This is a genomic window from Chitinophaga agri (genome assembly GCF_010093065.1).
Classification (GTDB): Bacteria; Bacteroidota; Bacteroidia; order Chitinophagales; family Chitinophagaceae; genus Chitinophaga; species Chitinophaga agri.
The window spans coordinates 5,743,842-5,756,572 of the sequence record NZ_CP048113.1 but is presented as its reverse complement, the minus strand read 5'-3'; the positions used below and the strand labels follow the sequence as shown (position 1 = coordinate 5,756,572).

The window sequence follows — 12,731 nt, the reverse complement described above, 5'->3', positions numbered from 1 at the left end:
TTGCATCTTTATGCAGATTTTTGATGACTGGTAGTAATATTGCGTTAATTACCTATATTTAACCAGGACAACAACCCGTTTTTTATGAAAAGTTACATGATCCGTATCAGTGGGCTTTTGTTAGGCAGCTTACTCGCTTTCAGTAGTGGCAGTATAGCGCAACAAAAAGATACTGCAACTGTGAAGAAAGTACGTTTTACACCGGAACAGCGGGCAGATAAAATGAGTGACAAACTTGACCGGCGGCTGAACCTGTCCAAGCAACAGGATAAGGACATTCATGCCATCAATACTGACATCACGCAACGGATGGAATCCCTCAAACACAATACGGCCCTTTCCAAAAAAGACAAAATGCAACAGATAAAGGCATTGAATGAAGAAAGGAGCCAGCGTTTTAAATCAGTCCTCACACCTGACCAGTATAAAAAATGGAACGACTGGGAGCTGAAGAAGAAAGAGCAGATGGAAGCCAAAATGGATAAGAAACAACAGAAACGTAATGCCCGCTGATAAGGGAAATTTATAAACGAATGAAATAAGGATGCTGACCGGCATCCTTATTTTTTTATCTTGGGAGATGATAAGAAGCGACGATGCCATTACCATATTCAATGCTGCCGTAGCTGCGGTACAACCCGCCTGCCTGATGCAGCAATATGTACAGGTACAGCAGGATGTACTGACAGTGGGCAACCAGTCATTCCCCCTGCATCCTGACAATACGGTGTGGATATTTGGAGCTGGAAAAGCGGCTGCTGCTATGGCCCAGGCATTGGAAAACATACTTACAGATATACCCAAAAAAGGCATTGTTATTACCAAGTATGCACATGCATTGCCGTTAACAGCTATTCAGCTGGCAGAAGCCGGGCATCCGATACCAGATGAAAATAGCGTCAGTGCCACAGCAAAGATGATCCTGATGTTAGGGGCTGTAAAACCAGGAGACATTGTATTATTCCTGCTGTCGGGAGGAGCCTCTGCCCTGCTGGCTGATTATCCACCAGGAGCAGATCTTATGCAGGTACAACAGGTCTTTTCATTGTTACTGAAAAGCGGCGCCGATATTTACGAAATGAATATTGTGCGCAAGCATCTCTCTGCCGTAAAAGGCGGGCAGCTGGCATTGCTGGCGAATACAAATGCCTGGTGCAGTCTGATACTGAGTGATGTAGTAGGTGATGACCTTTCTATCATAGGTTCGGGACCTACGGTGGCAGATCCGTCCACATTTGGAGATGCTATGGCCATTCTTCGTAAATATAATCTCGTGCCACTGCTTCCAGCAGCCATTTATAACTATTTACAGCAGGGATGCGCCGGTAAAATTGCAGAGACACCCAAACCCGGGCATGCGGGGTTAGCCCATGTGCATAACTTGTTAACAGGTAGCAATCATATTGCGCTGGAAGCCGCTCAGCGGAAGGCAATTTCGTTGGGATATAATACGCAAATACTCACTTCTACCGCAACAGGTACTGCGGAGGGCCTTGCAGCCCAGCTGGTGCATGCAGCCAGTCAGAAACAGGACGGGCAGCCACAATGCCTGCTAATGGGAGGAGAGAGTACGGTCATTGTTAACGGTGATGGTCTGGGTGGCAGAAATCAGCACCTGGCACTGGCAGCGGGCATGCTACTGAAAGATGTTCCCGGCATCACCATATTGAGTGCTGGTACTGACGGTACAGATGGACCAACAGATGCAGCAGGCGCTTTCGCAGATAAAGAGCTAATGGCGGCTAAAGCGGCAATGGGACTGGATGCAACTGATTTCCTGCAACGTAATGACGCATATCATTTCTTTGAAAAAGGCGGGGGTTTGGTCAAAACAGGTCCTACACAGACAAATGTAATGGACATCATGCTGGCAATCATTTGCTGAAGCGTTGGTTGTTCCCATTAGATTTTCTTAGGTTTGCACAAATTCTACAGGGTCGCGATGATCATAAACCATTGGAGTACACGCTATTTTTGGTATGAAAAAAGGAGTAAGAACATAATACGACCCCTGTAGTAAGAGCGAAATCATTATTACTAAATCATTAATTATTTTCCGGAAGTCCTATTTTTGGGGCTTAAACCTTTATATGCGTATGCTAAGAATGGAACAGACATGGCGCTGGTTCGGACCGAATGATCCGGTAAGCCTGGCTGATATCAAACAAGCGGGAGCAACCGGCATCGTAACGGCTTTACACCATGTTCCCAACGGAGAGATATGGACAGTTGAGGAGATACAAAAGAGGAAGGATATGATTGAAGCCGCAGGCCTTACCTGGTCTGTAGTGGAGAGTGTACCCGTTCACGAAGATATCAAAACGCAAAGCGGACGGTTTATAGAGTATATTCAGCATTATCAGCAGAGCCTTCGTAACCTGGGGCAGTGCGGTATCCGTATAGTGACATACAACTTTATGCCTGTACTCGACTGGACAAGAACAGACCTGGCATTTACTGTTGAAGATGGTTCCAAAGCACTGCGTTTTGAAAAAGCGGCATTCCTTGCTTTCGATCTTTTCATGTTACAGCGTCCTGGTGCAGAGAACGACTACGATCCTGCAGATATATCCATGGCAAAAGAACGTTTCGACAGTATGACTGATGCAGAGAAAGCACTGCTGCAGAAGAATATTATTGCCGGGTTGCCAGGATCAGAGGAAAGCTTTACACTGGAAAAATTCCAGGCTGCCCTCGATAAATATAAAGGCATTGATGAGACACAGCTGAAACTGCACCTCTTCTATTTTCTGCAACAGATTGCACCAGTAGCTGAAGAAGCAGGTGTGAAACTGGCGATACACCCTGATGATCCTCCATTCCCCATCCTGGGACTGCCAAGGATAGTAAGTACGGAACAGGATGCCAGAGAATTACTGGCTGCAGCTCCTTATGCTTCCAATGGTCTTTGCTTCTGTACAGGTTCCTATGGTGTACGTCCTGATAACGATCTTCCTGGTATGGTAGAACGTTTAGGAGAACACATTCACTTCATACACCTCAGAAGTACACAGCGCGACAGTATTGGTAACTTTTATGAAGCCAATCACCTGGAAGGAGATGTAGACATGTATGCCGTAGTCAAATCAATACTGTCAGTGATGCATAAGCGGAACATATCTATACCGATGCGTCCTGACCATGGTCATCAGATGCTGGATGATCTCAGCAAAGTAACGAATCCGGGCTACAGTGCCATCGGCCGTTTACGCGGACTGGCTGAGCTCCGGGGACTTGAACTGGGTATAGCACGCTCACTTTTCAACAAATGAAAGTCCACACCTGCAGCCTACTGGCAGCTTTATAAGGTTGGGATTAGAAACGAAAAAGTAAGCAGCTGGATTCAGGAACGCTGATCAATTTATTAATTAGCTCCAAAAACACGTATTCATATGAACGGGTCACTGGATGAGCAGTTACAGCAGCATCTGGCGCAACGGCAACAGAGCCTTATCAGAATGTTAGGCTTGTTGAAAAAAGATATGGACTGTAGAATTATGCAAAAGCTGCAGCAGAAAGGTTATAACAACTTCAAACTTGGTGACCTGGTGCTGATAGTGAATATAGATCCGCAGGGCATCATCAATAATGAACTGGCAAGAAAGGCCCGTATTACCAAACAGGCCATGAGTAAAGTAGTGAAGAACCTGGAAGCAGGCGGCTTTATTCACACCAGCAAACATGCGAATGATGCACGGGCAGCGATCATATCACTGACGGATGAGGGCAAAAAGCTAATCATCTGTGCAGCCGAAAGCTTTCAGGAGATACAGGAAGAGTATACACATATTGTCGGCGAGGATAATGCTGACGCATTAAGTCAGATCTTACGTAAACTGGTCTTCAGTTTACATCCCGAATGCTGACAATTTTCCATTTAATGACATGCCCATTCCTGATTTTGGAAATTTCAGGAATGGGCATTGTTGCTTATATTCAGATCATCATGGTCGTCAGTAAAAAATAAAGCCCTGCCCGTTTGCCCCACTCACCCAGCATTTTCTCATGTGCAAAAATTAATTACACATCTAAAAACTCCCAATACAATATTTCCTCGCATATAAATTTCCCGTTTTATATGTCCCACTGCGGATTCCGGCACAACCATTGTATTAATATTTTTGTCTATTGACCAGTGATTTAATACTTTTAATATCAAGTAGCAGACATAGCAACTTATGGTTTCCAGCCGGATTATAAATAATGACGATGAATATATCGATGGTTTGCTAGACAGCTCCCCTGCAATTGTTGACGCTATTTACAAACGGTTTGCCCGTAAAGTGAAACACATGGTAACAGGTTGGGGAGGCAACATCAAGGAAGCAGCCACCGTATTTGAAGATGTGTTAATGGCGCTCTATGACTACGCCCATCTTCATAAATTAACGCTTACAAATCGTTTCGAGCCCTTTTTCCTGTATGCATGCCAGCTCAAATGGAAGCAGGACCTCATGCAGAAAGCTCCGAATAAGGGCATGTCATTTCATCCCCAGGCCCCCGCTCCGGGTCTGGATGAACAGCATATAAGATACATTGAAGCAGCACTCGCATCTCCACATCCCCGTCACAGCACGGACCATACCAGAGGTGAACTGGAAGAAATGATCGCTGACCAACGCGAACGATGGTTTCATACAAAGGATGGCCCCAACAGCCGGGTGAGCGTCTATGTGATCATTACAGCTATCATTGGCGCCGGTCTGGCGGCTCTCTTATTCATCAGTCCATGGCATAAGGATATCTACCGCCAGTTTTCAGGGACGGAGATGGTGCATGCCAATCATGTGTCTTCAGAACAGGATACTGCTTTAATAATGCATCAGGCAGCAGTAGCATTTAATCATGGTCATTTCAATAAAGCGATCGGTCTGCTTGATCAGATAATAGTTAGGGACTCTTCACATACAACTGCCCGTTACTACAGGGGAGTCAGCCTTGTAGACGAGGGAAAAATGACGGAGGCACGTAATGACCTCAAAAAAGTGTACAACAGTAATTCCATTTACCGCTATGACGCTGCCTTCTATATGGCATTGAGCTATATTCGTGAAAATGATAAACAACAATGCCTGGAATGGGTGCTTAAGATACCGGAAGATGCGCCGATATACTGGAAAGCAGCCCGATTGAAGGAAGAGCTGAACTATTAGTTCAGGTGGATCATATGCTTGCTAAAGTGGATAATGCTTTCTACTTCTCCTTTAATAAGTTCGTAGATCTGTACTTTGTCTTTCTTGATCATAATAAGCTGTTGCAGGACCAGGTAATAGGTTTCTCCGCCATGACCGCTCATTTGGGCTCTCAGGATCTCTTTTTTCACTTCTTCAAAACCAATCGCACCAAGCTTTTGGTAAATAACATTAAGTTCTTCAATCCATTTCATAGGTTATGTTTTTTTACATAGGCTTATAAATTTATTCATAAAATACTTAATAAACAAGCGGTTGGGTTTTATTTTTTTGTTAATCCCAATACAATTTATTCGGGCCTTCACCGTCTACATTTATGTAACGAATCACTGACTATGCCCGGAACCGCTCCTTTTATTGCATCCTATAGACTGGAAGATCTGTCTGCTGAAGGCATTCCCTTTCACCTGGAAATAGTGACCACCGATGCTTCCCGGCATAAACACCTTATGGCCGCACACCGGCATGGCTATTTTATGCTGGGGGTTTGTCTCGAAGGAGACAGTACGCATATGCTGGATTTCCAACAGGTCACCATCCAGGCAGGAGAAATGCTACTGATCGTTCCCGGGCAGGTGCACCAGCCGGTTAGTAACAATACCAGAAACGCGTTTATTGTGGCTTTTTCGGCCGACTTTATGTTAGACCAGCAGGTAATACTGCCCGCCCACCCTTTGGGGCCTGTAAAGCTATCTGAAAGGGATCTGATGCAGGTCCATGTCATCATGAACCAGATGGCACAGGAATATCAGGAGCGACCCGCAAAATATGTTGCCATGCTTCAGCACTATCTGTCTCTCCTGCTGACATTGTTTTACCGGCATGCAGCTGCACATATCCATTCAGGTGCTCCCCTGTTAATACGTTACCGCGAACTGCTGGCCACACACTTTCTTGAATGGACGAAGCCAGCCCAATATGCTGCAGCTATGCATATAACAGTTGACCATCTCAATGACGTGATCAAACAGCATACAGGGCAAACGGTCTCCGCACATATCAACGAAAGAAGAGTGCTGGAAGCCAAGCGCCTGCTGCTACACGCAAAAGAAAGTATCAAAGAGATCGCATGGCACCTGCAATTCAATGAGCTGTCATACTTCAACCGCTTCTTCAAACAGCACACAGGTAGTACACCTGCCGCCTTCAGAGAAAAAGCCCGGGAAAAGTATCTATCCGACCCGGAATAGTATAAATATCACCGCTACACATACCACTACTTTTGTTATATGTCATACCTGAAAGATAAAGCCAAGGCCTTCTTCATGGCCCGGCTGGGAAAAACCGCACGTGTTGTTGCGACAACATATATTACAGATCATTTGCTGATGGTTCGGCTGCAACTGCCTGACGCAATTAAATGGCGCAGTTGTCAGCACCTGAAGTTCGAAACAGAAAGATCCCAGTTACGAGATTACACGCTCGCTTCATGGAATGCTGCTACGCAGGAAGCCACACTCCTGATCGATGTTGGTCATGATGGCCCGGGAAGCAATTGGGCCAGGCAACTACAATCTGGCAGCTCCGCCGTATATGCCGGCCCTGGTGGCGGGTTCCATCAACCCACAGCAGCTACTCATCTTGTATGCATCGGAGATGCGAGCGCCATCGGACATTTCATATCGCTCTATCTCAGGAAAGCACCTGCACAACAATTTCATACACTCGTTTCTCATCATCAGCCATTACCAGCCCAGCTACTGGAAATGCCTGTTACAACTATCCTGAACTACACCAGTGGGATGATCGAATGGCTGACACAACGTGATCTTCCTATGAATGATACGACGTTCTACGTTGCCGGTCAGGTAAGGCTGGTCGTACAGACACGTAAGCTCCTGAAACAACTGGGCGCGACGCACATCAAACCTGCTGGCTTCTGGGAGTGATCCGGTATGCTATTGTTCCTCTAAAAGAGAGCGGGTGCGTCAAATCATGTGACGCACCCGCTCTCTTCATCCGATCATCTGAATGATCAGTTATAGCCATCATTCTGTTTAAGCGCGTTGTTGCTCAGATCTATCTGGCGTTGTGGAATAGGGAATACCTTATTCCTGTCAGCAAATGTTTTACCATGCGCAGTGAAGAGTGCAGCAGCTCTTCCTGGTGATAATTCATCCTGGCGGACAATATCAAAGAAGCGGTCATGTTCCATCGCCAGTTCCACTCTTCTCTCATGCCAGATATACTCCCTGGTAACAGTTCCCACCGGCCCTAAACCAGCTCTTGGATGCAGCGCTGTAATATCTCCGGCGGCCACACCACCATTACCTAATGCCAACGCAGCCTCTGCATGTATCAGCAGGATCTCTGCGTAACGCAATATGCGTAGGTTCTTGGGTAACCGTCCCCTGTTACCGCAATTGGTTTCCGCGATCTGGCTATGGTAGGATTTATAGTTATAGCGATCATTTTCAACACTGTCCCTGCCGGGTATCCTGAATCCATCCCACAGGAAAGTACCAGTAGGATTGATCGTGATGATGGTAGCGGCTTTTCTCAGATCGCCATCTTCGTATTCATTCTGCAAACTCTGGGAAGGCGTTCCAAAGCCCCAGCCCAGATCAGCCCATCCGAATTTACCTCCTGCACGGGGTGCCTGGCATTCTGCATAGTTGGCAATCGCCGCTTCACATGCTGAATTCTCTCCTGTTTGCACCTCGAAAAGGGACTCACTACTATTAGCCCCTTTTTCGCGCCAGATATCAAAATAGTTATCCAGCAACCCATAAGCGCCCAGTTTCTGTGTGACAATAGAATCACTGAGACTAAATGCCCGCTGCCAGTTCTGACGATAGAGCATTACCTTCGCCAGCATACCTGCGGCGGCAGCTTTGCTGGCTCTTCCTGCCGCGGAATTGGTTTGCCCCTTTGCAGCGACATTGGCCAGTGCATATTCCAGATCTCCGATGATAAGTGTGTAGATCTCTTCCTTACTCGCCTTTGTCTGAAAGGTTGCGCTGTTAGCTTCCTGCGGCGTAATGACCCGGTCTATCTTTGGCACACCACCAAAAAAGCGTACCAGGTCGAAATAGAAGTAAGCGCGCAGGAAACGTACCTCTCCTATCAGCTGGTTTTTCAGTGTTTCATCGAGCGTGCTGCCTTCAAGGGAGGACAATGCCTGATTAGCACGTGCCACTCCCAGATAGAAAGTACTCCAGATGCTGTTTAATGTATTGACTGATGGGCCCATTGTCAGGTTGTCTATAGCACCGGAATTCGGCATATCATCACCGGTGTTACTTCCTTTATCCGCATCATCAGATGCAATATTGGTCATCTGCACGTATGAAAACCCATGCATATTTCCTTCCCACATGGTATTATATACACCTATCACCAGCTTCTGTGCAGTAGCCGGATCCAATGCAGCCGCCTCCTGGTCTATCTGCCCCTGAGGCTTTACATCCAGGTAGTTATTACACGATGTGATGCCTGTAAATAATGCTACGACCAGGCAGCACAATAATTTTTTATGTTTCAGTATAAGATTCATGGCTGTTCCGTTTTAAAATGAGACATTAACACCCAGTGCAAACGTACGGGTAGTAGGATATGCATTCAGCTCAATACCCGCATCCAGGATACCACTCTTATTGTTGGTGGCATTGGCGTCATCGATCGTACCGCCTGGCAGCTCAGGACTGAAGCCACTGAACTTCTTCAGTGTAAACAGGTTCTGTGATGTAGCATAGATGCGGAAGCTGTTGATGCCTATCAGTTTCATGGTTTTGGAGGAAAATGTATATCCCAGCATCAGGTTATTGAGACGCAGATAAGTTCCGGACTCTATGAAATAGGTAGAAGCAGGTGTACCTGCAGTGATCAACCGGGGATCGGTAGTGGAAGGACGCGTACTTGTCCAGCGGTTAGCTGCATAATCAGCCTCAATGTTATCCGCGGGGTCAAAACGGAAAGCCTTCTTACCATTGTAGATCTTATTACCCGCATTACCATAGAAATTGGCGCTGAAATCAAAGCCTTTATAGTTCAATCCAAGGTTAAATCCAAAGAAACATTTGGGCTGGAAGGAGCCTGCATAGATCTTGTCATTATCATCAATATCTCCGTCGCCATCTACGTCCTGGTACTTCAGATCGCCCGGAGCCGCTCCTGGCTGTATCACTTTACCAGTTCCATCCCGATAGTTATCTATTTCCTCCTGGTTCTGGAACACACCCAGCGCATTTCGTACATAGAAGCTACCCACCGCATGTCCATTGTCTGTGCGGGTTACGAAACTCTGCTGACCAACATTACCACCAAGTAATGCCTGTCCGCCATTCAGCCCCGTCAGTTCATTGGTGTTAAAAGTAATATTACCTCCTACGGTGTAAGTCAGGTCGTCAGTGATATTATCTTTCCAGTTAAGGGATATTTCCCAGCCCTGGTTTTTGAAAGATGCCGCATTTGTGATATAGGAATTATCCTGATCACCCAGGATGGCCGGCGTATTCACTATTACCAGGGCATCGGAGGTTTTCTTACTGTAATAATCCACCTCACCACTCAACCTGTTGTTCAGGAGTGCAAATTCAAATCCGATGTCATACTGAGTAGTAGACTCCCACTTCAGGAAAGGGTCCTTGATCTCTTTGAGTGCCCCTCCGAGATTCACATTGCCGTCAAATACATAAGGTGCATCGACACTTGTGACAGCGATGTAAGCATTGGTAGGGATATTGTCGTTCCCTAGTTTACCCCAGCTACCGCGCAATTTCAGGAAATCGAAGACACCTTTTCCTCTCAGGAAGTTCTCTTCAGAGAGCACCCATCCCAGGCCTACTGTAGGGAAATACCCCCAGCGCTCACTGAATTTTGAACTACCGTCAGCACGAATGGAAGCACTCAGTAAGTACCGACCGTCATATCCATAGTTCACGCGGCCTACAAATGACTGACGGGCATATTTATCACCTACATTGGCAATGGTTGACTGTACATTGGGATCGCCCAGGTCAAGATACCACAGGTCTTCCGCTTCAGGTACATTGATACGTACACCTTTCAGTGAAGTACTGTAAAAACCTTCTGTTACTGAACCCGCCAGTAAGGTAAGGGAATGCTTATCAAAGGTCTTATCAAACGTGATAGTATTATCCCAGATCCAGCCCTGTGAACGATATTCCTCACGGGTCAGGCGGCTGTTCTGGTTCTGCTGATTACCCCCGGCTACCAGGAAGGTCGCACCATCATTCAGGAATTTATAGGCATAAATGCGGTCGTTCCCGAATTTCAGGTCGGCATTAAAGCCGGAGCGTAACTTCAGGGAAGATACCGGAGAATATTCCAGGGCTACATTTCCCTGCAGACGGCTTTCCTGGCGACCGTCATTGCGCTTGTTGATAGCCAGCAATGGATTCCCCACGTTTGCCCATCCGGAAGTGTTACCATATTTACCGTTTTCAGAAGACCGGATAATAGGGGCGGCACGGTACACGTTGCGATAGGTATCCCCCAGTTCCACGTCGCGGGAAGTAGCGCGGGAATAAGAGATCATGGAGGAGAAGCGCAGCTGATCAGTAATGCTGACGTCATTATTTGCCCTGAATGTAAAACGCTTAAAATTATTGGTCTGTACAATACCATCTTCTTCGATATAACCGGCACTCAGGTAGTAGGTACTTTTATCAGAACCGCCGGATACCGACACGTTATGGTTCATCTGGAATGCCTTTCTGAGTACATCGTCGTACCAGTTGGTCGTGCCGTTGTAAACATATGGATTGTTAAGTGGGTCTTTACCGGGAGCAGCATCTGCCAGATAAGCAATATACTGGTCACGGCTGGCCATTTTCACCAGATTGGAAGCCTCTCTGAAGCCGGCGTTCGCATCATATCTTACCTGTGGTGCGCCGGATTTACCTTTACGAGTAGTGATAATGATCACGCCATTGGCAGCGCGCACACCATAGATAGCAGCAGAAGCATCTTTCAGCACATCCATGGTAAGGATGTCTGCTGTTGCGATATTACGGATGTCATCAGTGAGCACCCCATCCACGACATACAATGGATTGGCTCCTGCCAGTACGGAACCCGTACCACGTACCCTGATCTGGGGCTGAGAGTTGGGCTGTCCGGAAGAGATCACCTGTACTCCGGCAATGCGGCCCTGTGCAGCCTGTGTTGGTGTCTGTACGGGTTGGGTCAGCAGGTCTTCCCCTTTCACTGAAGAAATCGACCCTGTCAGGTCCTTCTTACGCTGGGTGCCATAACCGATCACAACAACCTGTTCCAGCTGACTTTCGGAAGATTGCAGTATCACATTAACGGGGGCAGGACCTGCTTTCACTTCCTGTGAGATATAACCGAGATAAGAAAATACAAGCGTGTCTTTCCCTGCGGGAAGATTGAGGGTGAAAGAGCCATCGGGACCGGAAGTAGTGCCTGAAGACGTGCCTTTTACACGGATGGTTACGCCAATGAGGCCTACGCCGTTCTTATCCTTTACGGTCCCCTTAATAGGGCCCTCCTGTTCGGACATGCTGCCGGATGCAGCACTTCCTGCGGGGGCAGACGATTGTTGCGCCGAGGCGGTCAGTACCGCGGACAGTGACAACAACAGCAATACCCCTGCTGCTTTTGTAACATTAATTCTCATAACGATGATTTTTTGCTTGGGTGTGAAGAATCTTTCAATGCTGACTGTTCCAATAGTTTAGTTCGCTGATGAATAAATACAAAGATGGTATGGGCAAACGGACAAACAACCGCTGTACAGATGTTCAGGGTACTGCGGGTTAATGCAACATCTAAATAATGAGTGGTGATAAAGCAGCTGTATAAGACAATAGATCTTATCTAAAATAGCATGTTCCGCTTATATAACAAAACCTGGGGACTAAAAGTTAAGAGAGGATTGGAACGGGCTCAACTACCTACCAGACGTTCCTGCATGGCTTTTACAATAGCACCGGAACGGGAATTAACGTCCAGCTTACGATAGATATTCATAATATGGGAACGTACCGTACCCACACTGATATGGCAATGCTCAGCAATTTTTTTATAGGTATCTCCATGCACAAGACAATCGAGTACCTGTAGCTCACGGGGAGACAACCCGTAGCGATGTTCCTGGATACCGGCAGTTTTACGGTTAAAGAAAGCAAGCACCTTCTGTACGGCCAGCATATTGGACTGCATAGCAGCTTCATACACCTGGGAAAAGACACTGGTAAGGGAGGCAGGAGTATTGGTTGCCACCTGTTGTGGAGGGACATTAGCGATTGAAAAGTTCTTGCCTTGTACAGAACACAAGATGATATTCATTTCCGGATAAGCGGCTTTCAGTATGTTGGCAGCTTCATTAGGCGTCAATCCAGGAATATCCATATCCATGAATATTATATTGCTGATATCTTTCGCCAGCTGCTGAATAAGTTGGTTGGCTTCTCCCTGGCCTTCTTTCTCTAAAGCGTCCTCTTCTCCTATCTGCCCTGTGTTATCAGGCCTCACATTTTTCATAATGTTTTTTTTGGGTTTGAATATGTAGTGAAACCTTTTTTCCTGTGACTGCAAGTTCTGGTGATTCGT

11 protein-coding genes are annotated in these 12,731 nt (G+C 46.6%); 7 read left to right on the top strand and 4 right to left on the bottom strand.

Annotation, left to right across the window (positions count from 1 at the left end):
- Positions 1-84: 84 nt before the first annotated feature.
- The 5 genes from GWR21_RS23000 to GWR21_RS22980 all read left to right on the top strand — a co-directional run bounded on the left by GWR21_RS23000 (position 85) and on the right by GWR21_RS22980 (position 5,153).
- The gene (locus tag GWR21_RS23000; protein WP_162333992.1) at positions 85-513 is read left to right on the top strand and encodes a hypothetical protein; all 429 of its coding nucleotides are present in this window, start codon (positions 85-87) and stop codon (positions 511-513) included.
- Between the two features lie 67 nt (positions 514-580).
- The gene (locus GWR21_RS22995; protein WP_162333991.1) at positions 581-1,885 is read left to right on the top strand and encodes a glycerate kinase type-2 family protein; all 1,305 of its coding nucleotides are present in this window, start codon (positions 581-583) and stop codon (positions 1,883-1,885) included.
- Positions 1,886-2,090: 205 nt separating this feature from the next.
- Positions 2,091-3,272: a mannonate dehydratase gene (uxuA, locus tag GWR21_RS22990; RefSeq protein ID WP_202928984.1), complete on the top strand. Its 1,182-nt coding sequence runs from the start codon at positions 2,091-2,093 to the stop codon at positions 3,270-3,272.
- Between the two features lie 120 nt (positions 3,273-3,392).
- Complete coding sequence (locus GWR21_RS22985; protein ID WP_162333989.1) at positions 3,393-3,866, top strand: MarR family winged helix-turn-helix transcriptional regulator; 474 nt, start codon at positions 3,393-3,395, stop codon at positions 3,864-3,866.
- Positions 3,867-4,226: 360 nt separating this feature from the next.
- Positions 4,227-5,153 (top strand): tetratricopeptide repeat protein, encoded by a 927-nt coding sequence (locus tag GWR21_RS22980; protein ID WP_162333988.1) that lies wholly within the window; start codon positions 4,227-4,229, stop codon positions 5,151-5,153.
- Here the strand turns inward: GWR21_RS22980 and GWR21_RS22975 are convergent.
- Positions 5,150-5,386 carry a hypothetical protein gene (locus GWR21_RS22975; RefSeq protein WP_012789171.1) on the bottom strand — a complete coding sequence of 79 codons (237 nt, stop codon included), beginning with the start codon at positions 5,384-5,386 and terminating at the stop codon, positions 5,150-5,152. The genes GWR21_RS22980 and GWR21_RS22975 overlap by 4 nt on opposite strands.
- A 141-nt stretch (positions 5,387-5,527) precedes the next feature.
- On the opposite strand from GWR21_RS22975, the gene GWR21_RS22970 reads away from it, so the two are divergent.
- Together GWR21_RS22970 and GWR21_RS22965 are read left to right on the top strand one after the other, a co-directional pair.
- Positions 5,528-6,382, top strand: a complete 855-nt coding sequence (locus GWR21_RS22970; protein WP_162333987.1) for a helix-turn-helix transcriptional regulator — start codon at positions 5,528-5,530, stop codon at positions 6,380-6,382.
- A 39-nt stretch (positions 6,383-6,421) separates the two neighbouring features.
- The gene (locus GWR21_RS22965) at positions 6,422-7,081 is read left to right on the top strand and encodes a siderophore-interacting protein (RefSeq protein ID WP_162333986.1); all 660 of its coding nucleotides are present in this window, start codon (positions 6,422-6,424) and stop codon (positions 7,079-7,081) included.
- Positions 7,082-7,167: 86 nt separating this feature from the next.
- On the opposite strand, the gene GWR21_RS22960 is transcribed toward GWR21_RS22965, so the two are convergent.
- From GWR21_RS22960 to GWR21_RS22950, 3 genes are all read right to left on the bottom strand, one after another.
- Positions 7,168-8,688: a RagB/SusD family nutrient uptake outer membrane protein gene (locus tag GWR21_RS22960; protein ID WP_162333985.1), complete on the bottom strand. Its 1,521-nt coding sequence runs from the start codon at positions 8,686-8,688 to the stop codon at positions 7,168-7,170.
- A 12-nt stretch (positions 8,689-8,700) separates the two neighbouring features.
- The gene (locus GWR21_RS22955) at positions 8,701-11,796 is read right to left on the bottom strand and encodes a SusC/RagA family TonB-linked outer membrane protein (RefSeq protein ID WP_162333984.1); all 3,096 of its coding nucleotides are present in this window, start codon (positions 11,794-11,796) and stop codon (positions 8,701-8,703) included.
- Between the two features lie 269 nt (positions 11,797-12,065).
- Complete coding sequence (locus GWR21_RS22950; protein WP_162333983.1) at positions 12,066-12,662, bottom strand: response regulator transcription factor; 597 nt, start codon at positions 12,660-12,662, stop codon at positions 12,066-12,068.
- Positions 12,663-12,731: the final 69 nt, after the last annotated feature.